22 protein-coding genes are annotated in these 21,131 nt (G+C 67.0%); 6 read left to right on the top strand and 16 right to left on the bottom strand.

What is annotated here, in order from left to right; genetic code table 11:
• The 3 genes from E9536_RS09110 to E9536_RS09100 are packed head-to-tail and all read left to right on the top strand — an operon-like array spanning nt 1 to nt 1,716.
• The gene (locus E9536_RS09110; RefSeq protein WP_136469757.1) at nt 1-1,221 is read left to right on the top strand and encodes a cupin domain-containing protein; all 1,221 of its coding nucleotides are present in this window, start codon (nt 1-3) and stop codon (nt 1,219-1,221) included.
• A gap of 56 nt (nt 1,222-1,277) precedes the next feature.
• A complete protein-coding gene (locus E9536_RS42635; protein ID WP_075122947.1) occupies nt 1,278-1,523 on the top strand; it encodes a hypothetical protein in 246 nt (81 codons plus the stop codon).
• Nucleotides 1,453-1,716: a hypothetical protein gene (locus E9536_RS09100; protein ID WP_034195863.1), complete on the top strand. Its 264-nt coding sequence runs from the start codon at nt 1,453-1,455 to the stop codon at nt 1,714-1,716. Before E9536_RS42635 ends, E9536_RS09100 begins: the two co-directional genes overlap by 71 nt.
• 115 nt (nt 1,717-1,831) lie before the next feature.
• Here the strand turns inward: E9536_RS09100 and E9536_RS09095 are convergent, their stop codons facing one another.
• The 10 genes from E9536_RS09095 to E9536_RS09050 all read right to left on the bottom strand — a co-directional run bounded on the left by E9536_RS09095 (nt 1,832) and on the right by E9536_RS09050 (nt 10,911).
• Nucleotides 1,832-2,608 (bottom strand): MBL fold metallo-hydrolase, encoded by a 777-nt coding sequence (locus E9536_RS09095; RefSeq protein WP_059699095.1) that lies wholly within the window; start codon nt 2,606-2,608, stop codon nt 1,832-1,834.
• Nucleotides 2,609-2,612: 4 nt separating this feature from the next.
• Nucleotides 2,613-3,758 (bottom strand): outer membrane protein assembly factor BamC, encoded by a 1,146-nt coding sequence (bamC, locus tag E9536_RS09090; protein ID WP_136469755.1) that lies wholly within the window; start codon nt 3,756-3,758, stop codon nt 2,613-2,615.
• A 111-nt stretch (nt 3,759-3,869) separates the two neighbouring features.
• Entirely contained in the window at nt 3,870-4,775 is a 906-nt protein-coding gene (dapA, locus tag E9536_RS09085; RefSeq protein ID WP_021162674.1) for a 4-hydroxy-tetrahydrodipicolinate synthase, read from the bottom strand.
• A gap of 48 nt (nt 4,776-4,823) precedes the next feature.
• A complete protein-coding gene (locus E9536_RS09080; RefSeq protein WP_136469754.1) occupies nt 4,824-5,426 on the bottom strand; it encodes a class I SAM-dependent methyltransferase in 603 nt (200 codons plus the stop codon).
• An 8-nt stretch (nt 5,427-5,434) separates the two neighbouring features.
• Complete coding sequence (locus tag E9536_RS09075; protein ID WP_011352534.1) at nt 5,435-6,637, bottom strand: tryptophan--tRNA ligase; 1,203 nt, start codon at nt 6,635-6,637, stop codon at nt 5,435-5,437.
• Between the two features lie 8 nt (nt 6,638-6,645).
• Complete coding sequence (locus tag E9536_RS09070; protein ID WP_027786984.1) at nt 6,646-7,308, bottom strand: site-2 protease family protein; 663 nt, start codon at nt 7,306-7,308, stop codon at nt 6,646-6,648.
• A gap of 49 nt (nt 7,309-7,357) precedes the next feature.
• Nucleotides 7,358-7,990, bottom strand: a complete 633-nt coding sequence (locus tag E9536_RS09065) for an L-threonylcarbamoyladenylate synthase (RefSeq protein WP_021157697.1) — start codon at nt 7,988-7,990, stop codon at nt 7,358-7,360.
• An 82-nt stretch (nt 7,991-8,072) separates the two neighbouring features.
• On the bottom strand, nt 8,073-8,903 hold the full coding sequence (locus E9536_RS09060) for a 3',5'-nucleoside bisphosphate phosphatase (protein WP_168799518.1): 831 nt from the start codon (nt 8,901-8,903) through the stop codon (nt 8,073-8,075).
• 82 nt (nt 8,904-8,985) lie between these two features.
• Entirely contained in the window at nt 8,986-9,876 is an 891-nt protein-coding gene (locus tag E9536_RS09055) for an alpha/beta fold hydrolase (protein ID WP_136469751.1), read from the bottom strand.
• Nucleotides 9,877-10,053: 177 nt separating this feature from the next.
• Nucleotides 10,054-10,911: a ferritin-like domain-containing protein gene (locus E9536_RS09050; protein WP_136469750.1), complete on the bottom strand. Its 858-nt coding sequence runs from the start codon at nt 10,909-10,911 to the stop codon at nt 10,054-10,056.
• 149 nt (nt 10,912-11,060) lie between these two features.
• Between E9536_RS09050 and E9536_RS09045 the strand changes: the two genes are divergently transcribed.
• The 3 genes from E9536_RS09045 to E9536_RS09035 all read left to right on the top strand — a co-directional run bounded on the left by E9536_RS09045 (nt 11,061) and on the right by E9536_RS09035 (nt 13,058).
• Nucleotides 11,061-11,585 (top strand): gamma carbonic anhydrase family protein, encoded by a 525-nt coding sequence (locus E9536_RS09045; RefSeq protein ID WP_021157692.1) that lies wholly within the window; start codon nt 11,061-11,063, stop codon nt 11,583-11,585.
• Nucleotides 11,586-11,610: 25 nt separating this feature from the next.
• Entirely contained in the window at nt 11,611-12,561 is a 951-nt protein-coding gene (gene hslO, locus E9536_RS09040) for an Hsp33 family molecular chaperone HslO (RefSeq protein ID WP_027786980.1), read from the top strand.
• A gap of 134 nt (nt 12,562-12,695) precedes the next feature.
• Nucleotides 12,696-13,058, top strand: coding sequence for a hypothetical protein (locus E9536_RS09035; RefSeq protein ID WP_027786979.1), 363 nt, complete (start codon nt 12,696-12,698; stop codon nt 13,056-13,058).
• 88 nt (nt 13,059-13,146) lie between these two features.
• Here E9536_RS09035 and ftsB read toward each other — a convergent pair whose 3' ends face one another.
• The 6 genes from ftsB to E9536_RS09005 all read right to left on the bottom strand — a co-directional run bounded on the left by ftsB (nt 13,147) and on the right by E9536_RS09005 (nt 21,122).
• Nucleotides 13,147-13,572: a cell division protein FtsB gene (ftsB, locus tag E9536_RS09030; RefSeq protein WP_027786978.1), complete on the bottom strand. Its 426-nt coding sequence runs from the start codon at nt 13,570-13,572 to the stop codon at nt 13,147-13,149.
• A gap of 81 nt (nt 13,573-13,653) precedes the next feature.
• A complete protein-coding gene (gene eno / locus E9536_RS09025; RefSeq protein WP_011352544.1) occupies nt 13,654-14,937 on the bottom strand; it encodes a phosphopyruvate hydratase in 1,284 nt (427 codons plus the stop codon).
• Between the two features lie 106 nt (nt 14,938-15,043).
• Nucleotides 15,044-15,898: a 3-deoxy-8-phosphooctulonate synthase gene (kdsA, locus tag E9536_RS09020; protein ID WP_060084351.1), complete on the bottom strand. Its 855-nt coding sequence runs from the start codon at nt 15,896-15,898 to the stop codon at nt 15,044-15,046.
• Nucleotides 15,895-17,553 (bottom strand): CTP synthase, encoded by a 1,659-nt coding sequence (locus E9536_RS09015; RefSeq protein WP_021157687.1) that lies wholly within the window; start codon nt 17,551-17,553, stop codon nt 15,895-15,897. The genes kdsA and E9536_RS09015 overlap by 4 nt, the downstream gene beginning before the upstream one ends.
• 181 nt (nt 17,554-17,734) lie before the next feature.
• Complete coding sequence (locus E9536_RS09010) at nt 17,735-18,580, bottom strand: alpha/beta hydrolase (RefSeq protein WP_031399457.1); 846 nt, start codon at nt 18,578-18,580, stop codon at nt 17,735-17,737.
• A gap of 49 nt (nt 18,581-18,629) precedes the next feature.
• Entirely contained in the window at nt 18,630-21,122 is a 2,493-nt protein-coding gene (locus tag E9536_RS09005) for a DNA internalization-related competence protein ComEC/Rec2 (RefSeq protein WP_136469748.1), read from the bottom strand.
• Between the last annotated feature and the right edge of the window lie 9 nt (nt 21,123-21,131).

The following is a 21,131-nucleotide window of genomic DNA, read 5'->3' as shown; positions in this document are numbered from 1 at the left end:
ATGCGCAACCGGTCTCAAGCCGAACCGCGGGATGCCGCTGCCGCCCCGCTCGGCGCGCCGCCCTCCGATCTTCCCACACCGCTGCTCGGCGGTCTTACGCCGACGCAATTCATGCGCGGCTACTGGCAGAAGAAGCCGCTCCTGATCCGCCAGGCGATCCCCGGCGTCGCGTCGCCGGTCTCGCGCGACGCGCTGTTCGAGCTCGCCACGGACTATGACGCGGAATCGCGACTGATCACCCATTTTCGTAACAAGTGGCAACTGGCTCACGGCCCGTTCGAACCGGGCTCGCTGCCGGCCGTCACGCGCAAGGCCTGGACCCTGCTCGTACAAGGGCTCGACCTGCACGTCGACGCGGCGCGCGCGCTGCTCGACCGCTTCCGCTTCATCCCCGACGCGCGGCTGGACGACCTGATGATCTCGTACGCGACGGACGGCGGCGGCGTCGGCCCGCATTTCGATTCATACGACGTCTTCCTGCTGCAGGTCGAGGGCCGGCGCCGCTGGCGCGTCGGCGCGCAGAAGGACCTGTCGCTGCAGCCGGACGTGCCGCTGAAGATCCTCGAAAACTTCGAACCGAGCGACGAATGGGTGCTGGAACCCGGCGACATGCTGTACCTGCCGCCGCACATCGCGCACGACGGCGTGGCCGAAGGCGAATGCATGACCTGTTCGATCGGCTTCCGGGCGCCGTCCGCAGGCGAACTGGGCGCCCAGTTCCTGTACTATCTCGCGGAGCGTGGCGGCCTGCGGGACGGGTGCGGCGACGACCTCTACCGCGACCCGAAGCAGCCGGCCGTCGACACGCCCGCGCAACTGCCTCCGGCTATGGTCGAGCGCGTTGCCGAGATCGTCGACGCGATTCGCTGGCGCAAGCGCGACGTCGCAGAGTTTCTCGGCTGCTACCTGAGCGAGCCCAAACCGAACGTCGTTTTCGACCCGCCCGCGCGTCCGCTGTCCGAAGCCGCGTTCGTCACGCAAGCGTCACGTCGTGGCGTGTGTCTCGACAGAAGGGCCGCATTGATGTATAACGCGCGCTCGTACTTCATTAATGGCGAGGAAGGATCGCTCGAGCAAGCCAGCGAATGGCTGCCCGAACTGGCCAATCAACGCCAGATGGAGGCGAAACGGTTTGTAACACTATCCCGGGCTCCCTCAATGACAGCTTTATTGCACGAGTGGTATCGTGCGGGCTGGATACGGGTCGGAAACCGGAATTAGTGTGAGTCGCCCCGTATGCCCGTACAGATCAAATTCTGTATGGGAAAGACAACGTATTGACCCCGCATTTGTCGACGGTCGATAGGAAAGTGCATATAATTTCCGCCCAAGCCGTAGGGAAGATTCACGCTCTAGAAGTGCATCTCCACCAGCGGCCCAGGTCGGTGTTGGAGCACATTACCGGTATTGTTTCGCGCTGTTGCTTACCTTTAACCATAAAAGGACGTGATCATGAAGAAATCCCTCCTCGTAGCTTCCCTGTTGGCTGCTGTTGCACTGGCTGCTTGCAACAAGAGCGCTGATCAAGCTGCTTCGTCGGCTGCAAGCGACGCGGCTGCTGCTGCTTCGACGGCTGCTTCGGCAGTTGCTGGTGCAGCGAGCGACGCTGCTGCCGCTGCTTCGTCGGCAACGGCTGCTGCGAGCGACGCTGCTGCTGCAGTGGCGTCGGCTGCTTCGGCAGCGACGGCTGCTCCGGCTTCGGGCGCAAGCCAGTAAGCCTCAGCGTCAGCTGAAAAAAAACCGGCCCGAGGGCCGGTTTTTTTTTACGTCTGCCGTTTTCGCGTCTGTCGCCCGGCAGTCGTACCGGGCCGCCGCAGCGGCCCTGCCCCGCTCATTCGAGCGCCAGCCAGTCGAAGCCTGCGTCCTGCGTGGCTACGATCACGTCCTCCCCGTTCGTCCCCAGTACGCCGCCAAACGCCTGGCGGACCAGTTCCGGCAGGTTGTTCTGCTGGCTCAGGTGCGCCCCGACCAGGTGCCGGAGACGGCTGCGCTCAAGCGATGCGAGGATGGCCGCCGCCGCGTCGTTGCTCAGGTGGCCGTGGTTGCCGCCGATGCGCGCCTTCAGCGACTGCGGATAGCGGCTCGCGGCCAGCATTGCGGTGTCGTGGTTGGATTCGAGCACCAGCGCGTCACAACCGCTCAGTACCGTCGTGATGTGCGGCGTGGCCATGCCGACGTCCGTCAGCACGCCGAGCCGGCTGCAGCCGTCCATAAAGACGAACTGGAGCGGCTCGCGCGCGTCGTGAGGGACCGTATAGGGCATCACGGCCAGATCGCGAATCGCGGCCGTCTCGTCGCCCCACAGCACGTGGAGGTCGACATCGGCCTCGTCCGCGCCGACCGCGCGCGCGGTGCCCCAGCTCATGTAGAGCGGCAGCGACGCCCGGCGGGCGAGCGTCAGCGCACTGCCGACGTGGTCGCTGTGTTCGTGAGTAATCAGGATCGCATCGAGATCGCCGATGCAGAGATTCAGACGGCCGAGCCGACGCTCGACCTCCTTGGCGGAAAAGCCGCAGTCGAGCAGCACGCGGGTGGTCGTCGTGCCGCTCGAGGCCTCGACGACCAGCGCGTTGCCTTCGCTGCCGCTTCCGAGGCTGGCGAATCGCACGCGCTCAGTTCAGCTGCGCGTGGAGCAGCGAAATGATCCGCTGCGCGTCCGACGAGTTGTCGACCTGGCCGTTTGCGCCGATCACCGCGACCTGCGTGCCGCCGTTGCCTTGCGCACGCACGTTGACCAGGAATTCCTTGCCCGGCTTCGCGGCCGCCGGGCCGCCGTAGAACAGCTTGCCGAACAGGCCGTCACGCTTCAGCTCTTCCATCGAATTCGCATAGCGCACGGTGTACACGCCCTTCTCGCGGTCGCGATTGTCGACCGTGAAGTTGGTCCGGTCGAGCGCCAGGCCCACTCGCAGCCACGCACGGTCGAACGACTCGGCCAGCTGCAGCGTTGCCGCGCCGTTGCTCGCGTCGCTGACCTGCGCCGGCGCCGTCTCGGGGCGAGCATCGGTCAACAGCTGCTTCGCCTGCGCATCGGTCAGCCCGAACTTCTGCATCAACTTCGACAGGAACACGGCTTCCAGCACCGGGTTGCGCGGACGCTCCTCCCAGCGCGACGACGTGCCGCCCTGCGGGCCGACCATCATTTCTTCCATCGCGCTGTGCGTGATCGAGATGTCGGTGTTGCCGTCCGACGTGCGGTTCACGAGCGTACGGAAGCGGTCGCGCGTACCGGACGAGTATGCGAAATCGATGACCTTGCCGATCGTGCGACGGAACCAGTCGTCGGGAATGTTCGCGCGGTTTTCGGCCCAGTCGGTGGCCATGATGCCCGTCGACGGCGCGTCGGTCTTCAGCGAGAAACCGTTCTCCTGCCAGAACTCCTTCAGAATCGGCCACAGCTGCTCGGGCGTCCGGCCATCGACGACGAGCCAGCGGCGGTCGCCGTCGCGCTCGATGTGCATGCCGAACGGATCCTGCGCGCTCGGAATGCCGTCGGTCGCGTTGCCGGCCTGGGTCGTGGCCCGCGGCGGCAGCGTGCCGAGGCCGGCGTTGCTCGGCGGCGCGACGAACTGCTGCGTCGTCGGCACCGGCTTCAGGTCGCTCGGCACCGCGAGCGGCGGCGCCGAACCGGTGTTCTTGTAGTTGACCCGGTCGGGGGCCAGATAGTCGTTCAGCGTATCGCAGCCGGCGAGCGCGCCCAGCGCCAGCGCCACCACGGACATCTGGATGGCGCGAGAGGAAAAGGCGAAACGTTTCATGAAATCCTTCGTCTTGCTAGAACGCTCGTCAGGAGCGGCGCCGGACGGAGCCGGCCGGTGCGGGTTGATCAGGGTACGAGCCGGCGGCCGCAGGACGCGGCCGCCTCGGCATCAGGCGAGGACGCCGGCCTCGACGAGGGCCGAACGCACGGCATCGTGGCAGCGCTCGTCGAGCGCCGTGAGCGGCAGCCGGATGCCGCCCTGCATCTTGCCCATCGCCTGCAGCGCCCACTTCACCGGAATCGGGTTCGCCTCGATGAACAGGTTCTTGTGCAGCGACAGCAGCTTCATGTGCAGTTCGCGGGCCGTCTGGACGTCACCGGCCAGCGCCGCGCGGCACAGCTCGCTCATCGCACGCGGTGCGACGTTCGCCGTGACCGAGATGTTGCCGTGGCCGCCGAGCAGCATCAGCGCGATTGCCGTCGGATCGTCGCCGCTATAGATCGCGAAATGCTTCGGTGCAGCCTTGATCAGGTGCGCGGCGCGATCGATGTTGCCGGTCGCTTCCTTCACGCCGATGATGCCCGGGACTTCCGCGAGGCGCAGCATCGTCTCGTTCGCCATGTCCGCGACCGTGCGGCCCGGCACGTTGTACAGGATCACCGGCAGGTCGACCGCTTCGGCGATCGTCTTGAAGTGACGGTACATGCCTTCCTGCGTCGGCTTGTTGTAGTACGGCACGACCTGCAGCGTCGCGTCCGCGCCGACGGCTTTCGCGTGTTTCGTCAGCTCGATCGCCTCGGCGGTCGAGTTGCCGCCCGCGCCCGCGATGATCGGGATGCGTTTCGCCGCATGCTCGACCGCCGTGCGGATCATCAGGATGTGCTCTTCGACGTTGAGCGTTGCCGACTCGCCGCTCGTACCGACCACGACGAGCGCATCGGTGCCTTCCGCGATATGCCAGTCGATCAGTTTGCGAAACGCCGGCAGGTCGAGACTGCCGTCTTCGAGCATCGGGGTGACGATCGCGGGGATGCTGCCGCGGATTTGAATGCCGTCTTGGGTGCCGTTAGCCATGAAACGCGATTGAGGTTATGTACCGGTAAACGTTGAGATTGTAGCGGATTAGCCGGGCAGTTCGTAACGTGGAATTCCCGCCCCCGCCTTCGGGGTCGCGCCCTCGCGCACTGCGCAGAGACGCTGGACGAACGCCTCGCGCGGCGCGGCAACGAACCCGTCCTCGTACGCCACCACCCGCAGGCGGCCGTGCACGGCATCCAGCAGCTCGCCCGGGGCGAGCAGGAACGCGGGGTTGGACGGTTTACCGACCGATTCGTTTCCTTGCGCGAAGGTTTCGTAGATGAGCACGCCGCCCGGCGCCACCGCATCGAGCAGATGGGGCCAGAGCGGACGATGCAGATAATGGGTGACGATCACCGCCGAAAACTGCTCGCCGGCCGGCAATGGCCACGGCGCGCCTTCGAGATCGGCGTCACGGGCGTCGACGCCCGGAATCGCACGCAACGCGGCCAGCGCGACCGGGTCGCGGTCGAGTGCGACGACCCGATGCCCGTGCGACGCGAACCAGCGCGCATGGCGCCCGCCGCCCGCGGCAACATCCAGCACCGCGCCGCCTGCCGGCACGAGCCGCGACCATTGCGCGACCCAGCGCGACGGCTCGGCCTGGGCGACGTGGCCGCCCGCGGCGGCGATGACGGATGCGCTCATGCGGTCGATCAGTTGTACGACAGGCCCATCGCGTCGCGCACGTCGCGCATCGTTTCCGTCGCGTACTTGCGCGCCTTGTCGCAACCGTCCGCGACGATCGCGCGCAGCAGCGACGGATCGTCCATGTACTTCTGCGCACGCTCGAGCATCGGCTGCTGCTCGCGCAGGATGCCTTCGACGACCGGCTGCTTGCAATCGAGGCAGCCGATGCCCGCCGAACGACAACCCTTCTGCACCCAGTCATGCGTTGCTTCGTCCGTATAGACCTGGTGCAGCTGCCACACCGGGCACTTGTCGGGATCGCCCGGATCGGTGCGGCGCACGCGCGCGGGATCAGTCGGCATCGTGCGGACCTTCTTCGTGATCGTCTCGGCGTCTTCACGCAGGCCGATCGTGTTGCCGTACGACTTGGACATCTTCTGCCCGTCGAGACCCGGCATCCGCGATGCTTCGGTGAGGAGCGCCTGCGGCTCGACGAGGATGATCTTGCGCGCGCCTTCGAGATAGCCGAACAGGCGCTCGCGGTCGCTCATCGACAGACTCTGCGATTCCTGCAGCATCGCGCGCGCCTGTTCGAGCGCCTCGTCGTCGCCCTCCTGCTGGTATGCATTGCGCAGCTCGTGATAGAGCTTCGCGCGCTTGCCGCCGAGTTTCTTCGCGGCATCGAGCGCCTTCTCCTCGAAGCCCGGCTCGCGGCCGTACAGGTAGTTGAAGCGGCGTGCGATCTCGCGCGTCATCTCGACGTGCGGCACCTGGTCTTCACCGACCGGCACGAGCGAGCCGCGATACAGCAGGATGTCGGCCGCCATCAGCACCGGGTAGCCGAGGAAGCCGTAGGTCGACAGATCCTTGTCCTTCAGCTTCTCCATCTGCTCCTTGTAGGTCGGCACGCGTTCGAGCCAGCCGAGCGGCGTGCTCATGCCGAGCAGCAGCGCGAGTTCGGCATGTTCGGGCACCTTGCTCTGGATGAACAGCGTCGCCTGGGCCGGATCGATGCCGGACGCAAGCCAGTCGATCAGCACGTCCCACACGTTCTTCTCGATGACCTCGGGAGTCTCGTAGTGCGTCGTCAGCGCATGCCAGTCGACGACGCAGAAGAAGCACGGGTACTCGGACTGCAGCTTCACCCAGTTTTTCAGCACGCCGTGGTAATGACCGAGGTGCAGCGACCCGGTGGGTCGCATGCCGGAGAAAATACGTTCAGGGAACATGATTGTCGTTAGAAAAGCGAGGCGAATGGGGACAGGATGGCGCTCAGGACGGCGTAGCCGACGTTGACGAGCGGGCGCAGCCAGAAATTCGTCAACACGCCCGTCGCGACCAGCGCGAGGACGATGATGAAACCGTACGGCTCGATGCGCGACAGCGCGATCGATTGCTTCGTCGGCAGCAGCGCCGCCAGGATGCGGCCGCCGTCGAGCGGCGGCAGCGGAAACAGGTTCAGCACGCCCAGCACGAGGTTCGCGCTGACGCCGGCAAACGCCATCCGCGTGAAGAACGGCTCGTCGATACCGACGGCGGGCAGCACGAGCGTCAGCACGCCCCAGATCAGCGCCTGCACGAAGTTGCACGCCGGCCCCGCGAGCGATACCCACAGGCTGCCCCAGCGCGGATCGCGCAGGTTGCCGAACGACACCGGCACCGGCTTCGCATAGCCGAACAGAAACGCGCCGCCCGTCAGGAAATACATCGCGAGCGGAATCGCGATCGTGCCGAGCGGATCGATGTGGCGCATCGGGTTGAACGACACGCGTCCCATCATGTAGGCGGTGTTGTCGCCGAGCAGGCGGGCGGCGTAGCCGTGCGCGGCCTCGTGCAGCGTGATCGCGAAGATCACGGGCAGCGCGTAGACGGCGATGGTCTGTATCAGGGAAGCATCCATATCGCGTTATTGTAACAAGCGCACTCGCGCAAAAAATGGAACGGCGCGCTTACGGCGCCGAGAGGCCGAACGGCTCGAGCGCGCCGCGCCCCGCGCGCACGAGCTCGGGCTCGTCGCCGGTGAGGTCGATCACCGTCGACGGCTCGCGCGGGCACGCGCCGCCGTCGATCACGAGATCGACCTGTTTCTCGAGCCGCGCGCGAATGTCTTCGGGATCGTTGAGCGGCTCGTCGTCCGGCGGCAGGATCAGCGTCGTGCCGAGCAGCGGCTGGCCGAGCGACTCCAGCAACGCGAGCGTGATCGCGTGATCGGGCACGCGCAACCCGATCGTCTTGCGCGACGGATGCGACAGCCGGCGCGGCACTTCCTTGGTCGCCTGCAGGATGAACACGTACGGGCCGGGCGTCACCGACTTGATCTGGCGGTACTGGCGATTGTCGACCATCGCGAAGTTGGCGAGCTCCGACAGGTCGCGCACGAGCAGCGACAGGTGCTGCTTCTCGTCGAGGCCGCGAATCCGGCGCACCCGCTCGACCGCGTCCTTGTCGTCGAGATGGCACGCGAGCGCATAGCTCGAATCGGTCGGCATCGCGATCACGCCGCCCTTGCTGACGATCTCCACGGCCTGCTTGATCAGGCGCGGTTGCGGATTATCCGGATGAATCCTGAAGAACTGGGACATGGGGGTACGTGGGGGTACGTAAAGGAAGAGAAGTCGGATGCGCGCGCCGGCGGCAACGCGGGCGGCAGGCCGCCGCCCGGTGTCAGAGCCAGCGCTCCCAGACCGGTGTCAGGTCGGGCGGCAGCGGCGGCAGGCCGCCGAGCTCGACACGGCCCTCGCCTGGCGCATGGAAATCCGAGCCGCGCGATACCTCGAAGCCGAAGCGGCGTGCGACGTCCGCGTATTCGCGGTACTGGTCGGGCGTGTGGCTGCCCGTCACGACCTCGATCGCGCGGCCGCCCAGATCGATGAACTCGCCGAAAAACGCGTCGAATTCGACGGGCGTATAGCGATAACGGCCCGGATGCGCGACCACGGCTTCACCGCTGGCCGCCCGAATCCAGGCGACCGCGTCGGGCAGCGTCGCCCAACGGTGCGGGACGAACCCGGGCTTGCCGTCGCCGAGCAGGCGATCGAACACGTCGGACGTCGATTCGGCATGGCCGTTCTCGACGAGAAACCGCGCGAAATGCGTGCGGGAGATCAGGTCGGGATTCGATACGTACTTCAGCGCGCCTTCGTACGCGCCGGGAATGCCGAGCGTGGCGAGCTGCTCGCCGATCGCCAGCGCGCGCGCCGCGCGGCCGTGGCGCGTGCGATACAGGCCGTCGACGAGCACCGGATTCGCGGGATCGACGTTCAGGCCGACGATGTGCACGGTGCGCGACGCCCACGTGACCGAAATCTCGACGCCGCTCAGGTAGCGCATGCCGAGCGCTTCCGCCTCGCTGCGCGCCGCCGCCTGACCGCCGATTTCGTCGTGGTCGGTCAACGCCCACAGGGTCACGCCGCCGGCATGGGCGCGGCGCGCGACGTCGGCAGGCGACAGCAACCCGTCGGAAACATTCGAATGGCAGTGGAGATCGGCGTTCATTGTCGGCATGGCAGGTAAGGCTTCATTCTACTGCAACGCGGCAATGCGCCGCCCGCCTGCCCCGCCGCTGACGCCGCGCGGCTTACGCGCAGAACGCCTCGATCAGCGCCGCGATCTGCTCGGGCTGGTCGTGATGCACCATGTGGCCGGCATCCTCGACGAGCTTCTCGCGCCAGTCGGGAAACGCGTTGAAACGCGCCTTGAATTCCGGCAGCGGGATATCGCCGGCGATGTGTGCGAGCGTCGGCGAGTTGACGGCCTCGACGTGCAGCACCTTCGCACGCACCTGCGCCCAGGTAGCCATCACTTCGTCGAGCCGGTACAGCAGCGGGCCCGGCATCTTGTGAGCGGGGTCGGCCAGCAGGTGGTAGAGGCCGTCGTCGCCGCGCTTCGACCAGTGCGCGGCGAGGAACGCGGCGCGACGCGGGTCCAGCCGGGGATTGGTCCTGGTCAGGCGCGCCGCCACGTCGTCGAGTGACGCATAAGGGCGCAGCGCGGGCGGTTCGCGCAACTCGTCGAGCCAGCCGCGCAGCCGGCGCGGCGCCTGCTCGGCCCGCGCGGGCACAAGCCCGAAACCCTCGAGATCGACCACGCGCCGCACGCGCCCCGGCCGTGCGCCGGCATACAGGCACACGACGTTTGCGCCCATGCTGTGCCCGACCAGATTGACTTCGCCGGTCGGCGCATAGTGGTCGACGAGCGCATCGAGATCGCCCAGGTATTCATGGAACCAGTAGTGGCCGCCACCCTGCCGCGCGACCGGCCAGTCGGACAGCCCGAAGCCGCGCGCATCGGGCGCGATCACCTGCCAGTCGCCCGCGAGCGCATCGACGACGAACTGGAACGACGCCGCGACGTCCATCCAGCCATGCAGCATGAACAGCGTCGGCGCATCGGGCCGGCCCCAGCGCCGGACATGCAGCTGGACGCCGCGCACCATGACGAAATCGGAAACAGAACTCGAGGCACTCATCGCAGCCGCTCAAAAAAAGAATGGTCGTTCGATTATAGCGGTGGCGCTTTCTTTCCGGCGGCCGGCAGTCGAGGCGCCGCTCTAGCGGCGCCGGCGCGCACGGGCCGCCGGGACGCACCATCTGCCGGGTGCCCTGGACAGCCGGCGGCGGTCGAAACGCAGCCGAACCCGAGCGGGTCAGCGCGGCGCGCTTCCGTCCGCCCCGTCCTGCGCGGCCAGTTCGTCGAGTTCAGCCTGCTCGAATCCGGCATCGCGGCGTGCGTCGAAATTGAACGGGCCGCGCAGCCGCGGGGCATGGTATTGCTCGGCGAGCTGCCGGTAGGTCGGCACGGGATCGCGGCCGGCTTCGTCGCACAGATGCCGGAACCAGCGGTTGCCGATCGCGACATGACCGATTTCGTCGCGCAGGATCACGTCGAGGATCGCGGCCGACGCCTCGTCGCCCGCCTGTACGAGCCGCGTGCGAATCGGCGGCGATGCGTCGAGCCCACGGGCCTCGAGCGTACGCGGCACGAGCGCCATGCGCGCAAGCACGTCGCCCTTGGTTCGCTCGCACATCTCCCACAGGCCGTTGTGCGCGGGAAAATCGCCGTACGCATGCCCGAATGCCGCCAGGCGGTCGGACAGCAGCGTGAAGTGGTACGCCTCCTCGGCCGCCACCTTCAGCCAGTCCGAGTAGAACGCGTTCGGCAGGCCCGCGAAGCGCCAGACGGCGTCGAGCGCGAGGTTGATCGCATTGAACTCGATATGGGCAAGCGCGTGCAGCAGCACGGCGCGCCCTTCGGGCGAACGCATGCTGCGTCGCTCGAGCTGACGCGGCTCGACGAGCGACGGGCGCGCCGGGCGCCCGGGCAGGTCGGCCGGCTCGGGCAATTCGAGCGATGGGGCGATCGTCGCCCGCCCGGCCAGCAGCGCATCGTGGAGCGAGCGCACCTGTGCGGCCTTGGCCGCGGGTTCTGCGTCACGCAGTGCGACAAGCGCGGCGCGGCGTACGCAGGCACGCGCATCGCCGAAAGAAGAAGACTCCATGCTCATAAACGGGGACACCCTGCGCGCGCATCGCGGGAGCGCACGCACGCGACGGTTTACAATAGGCGATTGTTCCGCGGCGCAATGCGAACGCGCCGGGCAAACCGGACGCGCCATTCTACCGGCGCCCATCATCGAAGAGACAAGGAGACTCCGTGACGATCTACAAGCTGGGCGATACGGCCCCGACGATCCACGAAAGCGTATTCGTCGCCGACACGGCGGCCATCATCGGCAAGGTCGTGCTCGAGGAGAACGCGAGCGTCTGGTTCGGTGCGACGATTCGCGGCGACAACGAGACGATTACCGTCGGCGCGGGCAGCAACGTCCAGGAAGGCGCGGTACTGCATACGGACCCGGGCTTTCCGCTGACGATTGCCGAAAACGTGACGATCGGGCACCAGGCCATGCTGCACGGCTGCACAATCGGCGAAGGGTCGCTGGTCGGGATTCAGGCGGTGGTCTTGAATGGAGCGGTGATCGGCCGCAACTGTCTGGTTGGTGCCGGCGCGGTCGTGACGGAAGGCAAGACGTTCCCGGACAATTCGCTGATTCTCGGCGCACCGGCGAAAGTCGTGCGCGAGCTGACGGCGGAAGACATCGCGCGGCTGCGCACGAACGCGAAGACGTACGTCGAGCGGCGTGCGCATTTCAAGGAGCAACTCGTGCGAATCGGATGATTCGCACGGATTTCAAGGAAGAAGAGTGAGCGACCAGTTACAGAAATTCATGTTCAATGCGGCGCCCGTGCGCGGCGAGATCGTTTCGCTGCGCAATACGTGGCAGGAAGTGCTCTCCCGCCGCGACTACCCGGCCCCCGTGCGCACGGTGCTCGGCGAGATGATGGCCGCATGCGCGCTGCTGTCCGCGAACCTGAAATTCAACGGCACCCTGATCATGCAGATCTTCGGCGACGGGCCGGTCCAGATGCTGGTCGTCCAGTGCGGCTCGGATCTGTCGATGCGGGCCACCGCGAAGTTCGCCGGCGACGCCGCCCAGACGATCGGCGACGACACCAGCTTCGCATCGCTCGTCAATGCGAGCGGTCACGGCCGATGCGTGATCACGCTCGATCCGGCCGACAAGCTGCCGGGCCAGCAGCCGTACCAGGGCATCGTGCCGCTGAACGGCGTCGACGGCCCGCTCGAATCCGTCTCGCAGGTGCTCGAGCATTACATGCATCACTCGGAGCAGCTCGACACGCGGATGTGGCTCGCGGCCGATCGCGACCGCGCAGTCGGCATGCTGCTGCAGAAGCTGCCGGGCGACGGCGGCATCGTGCCGCGCAACGCCGAAACCGATACCGATACGTGGGAACGCGTCTGCACGCTCGGCGGCACGCTGTCCGCCAAGGAACTGCTCGAGGTCGAGCCGGAAGTCGTGTTCCGCCGGCTGTTCTGGCAGGAAAACGTGCAGCACTTCGAGCCGGCCGGCACGCGCTTCCAGTGCTCGTGCTCGCGCGAGAAGGTCGGTGCGATGCTGCGCATGCTCGGCCGCGAAGAAGTCGACAGCGTGATCGTCGAGCGTGGCCACGTCGAGATCCATTGCGAGTTCTGCAATCAGCGCTATGAATTCGATCCGGTCGACGTCGCGCAGCTGTTCGCGGCACCCGGCGTCGAGACGGGCATCGCGCCCGCGACCGAACAGCGTCACTGAGCGGCGACCCGATGCCCGCCGTCCGGGCACGGGCGCATAATGACGCACGAGCGTCGCACGCAAGGCTCGCGCGCCGAAGTCCCGCACTTCGGCGCAAGCCGCTTCCCGTCGTCGGCGCGCTGCAGGAGAAACACATGAATCGCCCGCTTCGTCTCCCGTTTCGAACCGTCGTCCTGACGAGCGTTGCCGCCTGCACGCTCGCGCTTGCCGGCTGTGCGATGCCGCCGCCGACTTCCACGATCCTGAGCCGCCTGCCCGAACCCGGCGCATCGGGCGGCCAGCCGCCCGCGCTGTCGAGCGCCGAACGCAAGCGCTATGACGAGATCGACCAGCAGGTGCTGCGCGAACAGAACAGCGCGATGGCAGCCGAGGCAGCCGCGCGCGCGTGGGCTTATTACTCGCCGCCGCCCGTGACCGTCTACGGCGGGTATTACGGCGGATGGGGCAATCGCTGGGGCACGGGTATCAGCTACGGCTACCCGGGATGGTGGTGGTGAGCATCCATTGCTTAGCCGATTGACTACCGGCAGGAAATAAAAAAGCGCGGCATTTCCCGCGCTTTTTCAATGGGTTCGAACGATCGTGTCAGTGATGCGCGGCCTTGCCCTTGTCGCCGCCATGATGCCGCGACGGCTTCGCGATCGACTGCGGATTCGGCACGACGCGCACCGGCGCCGCGGACACGGCGCCGCGCGTCGACGTATTCGACGGCATGTTGTTCAGCGGCGCGGCCGGCGCATTCGGCGACACGAACTGCACGAATACCTCGCCGTCCTTCACCATGCCCATCTCGTAGCGCGCGCGCTCCTCGATGGCCGCGGTGCCGCTCTGCAGATCCTGCACTTCGCCGGCAGTGCGCTCGTTGCGCAGCTTCTCGTCCGCATTCTTCTGGAGCTGGTCGTCGAGCTGCTGACGCAATTCATGCACCCGCAGCCAGCCGCCGTGTCCCCACCATAGGGGGTACTGAATGAGCGCCAGCAAGGCAATCAGGACGACAGTGACAAGCCGCATGTAAGAAACGCAGATATAAGAAGCGCCGCTCCGCGCACATGCACAGAGCGGCGTCGATATGACGAACCCGATAGTAGCGCGTTAGCGCAGGTTATAGAAAGCCGATTTACCCGGGTAGCTCGCGATGTCGCCGAGATCTTCCTCGATGCGCAGCAGCTGGTTGTACTTCGAGATACGGTCGCTGCGCGACAGCGAACCCGTCTTGATCTGACCGGCGTTCAGGCCGACCGCGATATCCGCGATCGTCGAATCTTCCGTTTCGCCCGAGCGGTGCGAGATCACGGCCGTGTAGCCTGCGCGCTTCGCCATTTCGATGGCTGCGAACGTTTCGGTCAGCGTACCGATCTGGTTGATCTTGATGAGGATCGAGTTCGCGATGCCCTTCTCGATGCCTTCCTTCAGGATGCGCGTGTTCGTGACGAACAGGTCGTCGCCGACCAGCTGCACCTTCTTGCCGAGGCGGTCGGTCAGCAGCTTCCAGCCTTCCCAGTCGCTTTCGTGCATGCCGTCCTCGATCGACACGATCGGGAACTTGTCGGCGAGCGTCGCGAGGTAGTCGGTGAATTCGGCCGACGACAGTTGCAGGCCTTCGCCCGCGAGCTGGTACTTGCCGTCGTGATAGAACTCGGATGCCGCGCAGTCGAGCGCGAGCAGCACGTCTTCGCCCGCACGGTAGCCGGCCTTCTCGATCGCCTGCAGGATCGTCGACAGGCACTCGTCGTTGCTGCCGAAGTTCGGCGCGAAGCCGCCTTCGTCGCCGACTGCCGTGCTCATGCCGCGGTCGCTCAAGATTTTCTTCAGTGCGTGGAACACTTCCGCGCCGCAACGCAGGGCTTCACGGAACGTCGGCTGGCTCACCGGGACGATCATGAATTCCTGGATGTCGAGGCTGTTGTTCGCATGCGCGCCGCCGTTGACGATGTTCATCATCGGCACCGGCAGTTGCATCGCGCCCGAACCGCCGAAGTAGCGGTACAGCGGCAGGCCGGCCTCTTCGGCCGCTGCCTTCGCGACGGCCATCGACACGGCCAGCATCGCGTTCGCGCCGAGGCGCGACTTGTTGTCGGTGCCGTCCAGCTCGAGCAGCGTCTTGTCGAGGAACGCCTGTTCCGACGCGTCGAGGCCCATGATGGCTTCGGAGATTTCGGTGTTGATGTGCTCGACCGCCTTCAGCACGCCCTTGCCGTTGTAGCGGCCGGCTTCGCCGTCGCGCAGTTCGATCGCTTCACGCGAGCCGGTGGACGCGCCCGACGGCACGGCCGCGCGGCCCATCGTGCCCGATTCGAGCAGCACGTCGCATTCGACGGTGGGGTTGCCGCGCGAATCCAGAATCTCGCGGCCGATGATATCTACGATTGCACTCATGGGTTTCCTCTGAGAATGACGATGGATTCTTCAAACTGCGACGGCGCGCGCGCCCGAACCGCTTTCGCTACTGACGCGCGAAACCGTCGCAAGGTTCATTCGATCTTTAATTGAAATCGTTTTCCAGGAACGGGTGGCGCTTCACCGCCTGGTCGAGCGTGACGAGGGTCTCCAGCAGCGCGCCCATCCGGTTCAGCGGCACCGCGTTCGGGCCGTCCGATTTTGCCTCGGCCGGATTCGGGTGCGTTTCCATGAAGAGGCCCGCGACGCCCGTCGCGACCGCCGCACGGGCAAGCACCGGCACGAATTCGCGCTGGCCGCCCGAGCTCGTGCCCTGCCCGCCCGGCAACTGCACCGAGTGGGTCGCGTCGAACACGACCGGGGCGCTCGTCTCGCGCATGATCGCGAGCGAACGCATGTCCGACACGAGATTGTTGTAGCCGAACGAGACACCGCGCTCGCACGCCATGAAGCGGTCTTCCGACAGCCCCGCTTCACGTGCGGCGTCGCGCGCCTTGTCGATCACGTTCTTCATGTCGTGCGGCGCGAGGAACTGGCCCTTCTTGATGTTGACGGGCTTGCCCGAGCGCGCGCACGCCTGGATGAAATCGGTCTGGCGGCACAGGAACGCGGGCGTCTGCAGCACGTCGACGACCGACGCGACCTGCTCGATCTCGTCGATCGAATGCACGTCGGTCAGCACCGGCAGGCCGAGCTGGCGCTTCACCTCGGACAGGATCCGCAGGCCCTCGTCCATTCCGAGGCCACGAAACGACTTGCCCGAGCTGCGGTTCGCCTTGTCGTAGGACGACTTGTAGATGAACGGAACGTTCAGCTTCGCGCAGATTTCCTTCAGGCGGCCTGCCGTGTCGATCGTCATTTGCTCCGACTCGACGACGCAGGTACCCGCGATCAGGAAGAAAGGTTTGTCGAGGCCGACCTCGAAATCGCACAGCTTCATGCTTGCACTCCGCGCGCTTGCTTGTTGGCGAGCGCGGCTTCGACGAACGACTTGAAGAGGGGATGACCGTCACGCGGCGTGGACGTGAATTCCGGGTGGAACTGGACGCCGACGAACCACGGGTGCATCGAACGCGGCAGCTCCATCATTTCCGGCAGATCCTCGCTCGGGGTACGGGCGCTGATGATAAGGCCGCCGGCTTCGAGCTGGGGCACGAAGCGGTTATTGACTTCATAACGGTGGCGATGGCGTTCGTTCACGTCCTTGCCATAGATTTCTTCGGCCATCGTGCCGGGCTTGATCGGGCAGCGCTGCGAACCGAGGCGCATCGTGCCGCCGAGGTCGGATTCCTCGGTGCGCGTCTCGACCTTGCCGTCGCGGTCATACCACTCGGTGATCAGCGCGACCACGCGTTCCGGCGTGTCCGGCTCGAATTCCGTGCTGTTTGCCTGCTTCAGGCCGACGACGTCGCGTGCGAATTCGATCACCGCGAGCTGCATGCCGAGGCAGATGCCGAGATACGGCACCTTGGCTTCACGCGCATAGCGGATCGCCGCGATCTTGCCTTCCGTGCCGCGACGGCCGAAACCGCCCGGCACCAGCACGGCGTCGAGGTGCTTCAGGCTGTCGACACCGTTCGACTCGATCTCTTCCGAGTCGATGTATTCGATGTTGACCTTGGTCGACGTGTGCAGCGATGCGTGGCGCAGCGCCTCGATCAGCGACTTGTACGACTCGGTCAGGTCGACGTACTTGCCGACCATGCCGATCGTCACTTCGTGCTTCGGGTTCTCGAGCTTCTCGACGAGCTCCGACCACATGCTCAGGTCGGCGTCCTTCGGCGACAGCTTCAGTTCCTCGCAGATGATCCGGTCGAGGCCCTGGTCGTGCAGCATCTGCGGAATCTTGTAGATGCTGTCGGCGTCCCACACCGAGATCACGGCGTCTTCCGGCACGTTCGAGAACATCGAGATCTTCTTCGATTCGTCGTCCGGAATGCGGCGGTCCGCACGGCACAGCAGCACGTGCGGCAGGATGCCGATCTCGCGCAGCTTCTGCACGCTGTGCTGGGTCGGCTTCGTCTTCAGCTCGCCGGCCGTCGCGACGTACGGCACCAGCGTCAGGTGCACGAAGCACGCGCTGTTGCGGCCGAGGCGCAGGCTCATCTGGCGCGCGGCTTCAAGGAACGGCAGCGATTCGATGTCGCCGACCGTGCCGCCGATCTCGACGATCGCGACATCCGGCTCGCCGCAGGTGGCCGATGCCGCCCCGCGCTCGATGAACGCCTGGATTTCGTTCGTGATGTGCGGAATCACCTGCACGGTCTTGCCAAGATAGTCGCCGCGGCGCTCCTTGCGGATCACCGATTCGTAGATCTGGCCGGTCGTGAAGTTGTTGGCCTTGCGCATCTTCGTGCTGATGAAGCGCTCATAGTGGCCGAGGTCGAGGTCGGTCTCCGCTCCGTCTTCCGTCACGAACACTTCGCCGTGCTGGAACGGGCTCATCGTGCCGGGGTCGACGTTGATGTAGGGATCGAGTTTGAGGAGGGTGACTTTCAGACCGCGCGATTCGAGGATCGCGGCGAGGGAGGCGGCGGCAATACCCTTGCCGAGGGAAGAAACTACGCCGCCGGTGACGAAAACATATTTGGTCATCGCTGAATGCTCGCGGGAAAAACGGATTATACCGTAAAGCCCGCCCTTCTCTCAGCAATTGACTCGATGATCGCGCCCTTTCGCGCCGCCCCGCACCAGCCGTGGGCGCCGGGGCGAAGCCCCCCCGCCGGCCGGCGCAGCCGCACGCACAGGCGGCGCGGCCCGGTCACCCGGCCCGGCGTCAGGCGCGCTTCGCGAGCGGGGCGCCGCCCTGCGACACGTCGCCCTCGGCCGCCTTCAGCGAATTCAGCATCCGCTGCAATGCGCGGGCGGTCTCGAGCGGCCGCTCCATCGGGAACAGGTGGCTGCCTTCCAGCCATTCGACGCGGCCGCGCGCCGCGCGGCGCGTCGCATCGAGCCCGACCTGGCGCACCTCGCGCGAACGCGTGCCGGCGAGAAAACCGAGCGGCACCGGCGCGCCGTGCGCGAGCCTCGGGCCGAGCGTGTGCGGCAGCGTCCGGTAGATCAGGTATTCGACCTGCCGGTCGAACGCGAGCGCCCGCTCGCCGTCGGCCCCGGCCTGCGGAATCCCGTAGTCGATGTAGTCGGCCAGCATCCGTTCGTCCCAGCGGGCGAACGCCGGTTTCTCACGAAAGTGCCGCCAGACTTCGTCACGGCTCACCCAGCGCGTGCGCCGGTTACGCGTCGCGGCCGCCGGCGACAGCCGCTCGTCGAGCCCCGCCCACTGGCTCGCACGCAATGCGCCGGCGCGCCAGCCCGCGATGATCGGCGAATCGATCATCACGACGCCGCGCACCCATTGAGGCTTCTTCAGCGCAGCCATCAGCGACAGGTAGCCGCCGAGCGAATGGCCGACGAGCCAGACGGGACGCTCGTAGCGGCTGCCGATGTCGTCAAGCAGTTGCTCGACGAGATGCGGCCAGTCGCGCGTCACCGGATAGCGGCGGTCGTGGCCGATCCGTTCGATGTAGCGCAGCTCGTAGTCGTCGGCCAGTTCGGCGAAGATCGTGCGGTACGTCGACGCCGGAAAGCCGTTCGCATGCGAGAAATGGAGGATGTCCTTCAAACGCCGATGTCTCCCTTGTCGACCGGAATTGACGCGGCCCTTGCCGCGCTCACCGATCCATCCAGTATCGCCGCCGAACGTCGCGATGAAGCTCGAAGGCAAACCCGCCGTCGGCCGGCGCGACGTCGAACCGCACGGCGCCGTCGCGATCGGTGCGCGGCAGCGGAATCCCGCGCCCCTCGTAACGTGCGAGAACCGCCCGGTGCGGATGTCCGAAACGATTGCGATAGCCTACAGGAAATACCGCGACGCGCGGCCCGACCGAATCGAGGAAAGGCTCGACCGACGACGTGCGGCTGCCGTGGTGCGGAACGACCAGGATCTGCGCGGCCAGCGTGTCGCGCGCCGTGCCCACGAGCTGGCGTTCGACGGGCGCTTCGATGTCGCCCGTCAGCAGCGCGGACGTCCCGCCCGCATCGATGCGCAGCACGCACGACTGCCCGTTCGACGAACCCGCGCCCGGACCGCCCGATGGCCAGAGCATCGTGAACACCACGCCGTCCCAGGTCCAGCGCTGCCCGGCCGCGCACGGCAGCCGGTCGGCAACGCCGGCGGCCATCGCATCGCGCCACAGCCCGCTCGTCGGCGGAATGCCCGCCAGCAGCTGGCGCACGTCGGCAGCCGCATAGACGGCCGGTGCACCGCCCGCGTGATCGGCGTGCGCGTGACTGAGCACGAGCGAATCGACCACCGCGATGCCTCGCGAGCGCAATGCCGGCGCGACGATCCGCGCACCGGCATGCGTCGACTCCGCGCCCGGTCCCGCGTCGAACAGCAAGGTCCGTCGGGCGGTCTCCACCAGCACCGACGCACCCTGCCCGACGTCGAGCACGGTCAGCCGGAAACCGCCCGGCGGCGGCGCATCGGCTGCCGGCGCGACGAGCGGCAGCCATGTGAGCGGCGCAGCCCAGCGCAGCGGCCAGCCGCGCGGCATCAACGCCCATGCGACGCCCGCGCAGGCCAGCGCCAGCACCGGCCAGTCGGGCATGCGCAACCAGAACACGCCGGCCGGCCAGTCGGCGAGGTATCCCAGCAACGTCATCATCGGTTCGAGCGCCGCGTGCGCAAGCCGGAACGCATAGGCGTCGAACGGCGCCGGCAGCGCGATGCCGGCCAGCACGACCGGCGTCACGACCGAGCTGACCCAGGGAATCGCGAACGCGTTGCCGAACGGGCCCGACAGCGATATCTGCGCAAACCAGGCGGCCGTCAGCGGCGCGAGGCCGATCGTCACCGCGTACTGCACGCGCGTGGCCTCGGCGATGCGGCGCCCGGCGCGTGCACCCCACGCGCGCGCCCGGTTCGACAAGCCAGCGGTGCCGCCACCCTCCTCACCCCCATCGCCTTGCGCATCGGCCTCGCGCACGGCGCGCCAGCCGGAAACCGCCAGCAGGATCACGGCGACCGCCCCGAACGACAGCCAGAACCCGGCCGACAGCACGGCCCACGGATCGGCAAGCAGTACGCCGCCGAGCGACGCGCACAGCACCGCGGAAGCCGGCACGCTGCGCCCGGCCAGATACGCAATGCCGCCGGCCGCGATCATCCACCATGCGCGCTGCGCCGGCACGTTGAAGCCGGCGAGCGCCGCATAACCGGCCGCGGCCGTCAGCGCGGCGAGCGCGGCCGCGTACGGCGCCGGCAATACGAGCGTCGCGGCCCGGGCGCGCCAGCGCAGGCGACGCCAGACCATCGACACCAGCCCGCCCGCGATCGCGCCGACGAGCCCGACATGCAGGCCGGAGATCGCGACGAGGTGGCTCGTGCCCGTGTTGCGCAGCACGCGCCAGTCGTCGTCGCCGATGCCCGACTGGTCGCCGATCGCGAGCGCGGCGACGATGCCGCGATGGCCGGCGTCGCCGCCAAGCGTCTCGCCGATGCGCAAGCGCAGCACGTCGCGCAGCCGATCGATCGATGCACGCCATCCCGACGCGCGCGCATCGAGCAATACCGCCCGCCGGGGCGCGCTGACATAACCGACGGCGCGAATGCCCGCGGCAAGCCAGGCCGCCTCGCTGTCGCGCACGCCGGGATTGGCCTCCGCATGCGGGCGCTTCAGGCGCACGACGAAACGCCAGCGCTGCGCGGCGCGCAGATCGGGCAGCGCGTCGCGCGTCGCGGCCGCGTCATACGCGCGCCACGACAGACGGATCAACGGCGGGAAACGGGCTAGCCCCGCATCGTTCGACTCGACCGCGAACAGCAGCCGCGCACCTGTGTCGTCGACCACGGGCAGCCCCCGGATCACCCCGGTGACGACGATGTCGCGCCCTTCCCACTCGACGGGAAGGCTGTCGCCCAGCCGCCATTCGGCCCGCGCGGCCGCGTAGCCGAATCCGGCGACGCTGGCCGCGAGCGCACAAAGCATCCATCCGAACGCGACGGTCATGCGCATACGCCGGCGGCGCATGCACCACGCGCCCAGGACCACGCAGCCCGCGAGCACGGTCGCACCGATCGTCCATGCGAACGCGCCCGGCAGCGTCGCCTGCCGCTGCAGTACGACCACGCCGAGCGCGAACGCGATCCACCACACGCGCATCGCACCTCC

It is taken from the genome of Burkholderia sp. LS-044, from assembly GCF_004803625.1.
GTDB lineage: Bacteria > Pseudomonadota > Gammaproteobacteria > Burkholderiales > Burkholderiaceae > Burkholderia > Burkholderia cepacia.
Note: the sequence above shows the minus strand (reverse complement) of the source record. Positions and strands in the feature narration are given on the sequence as shown.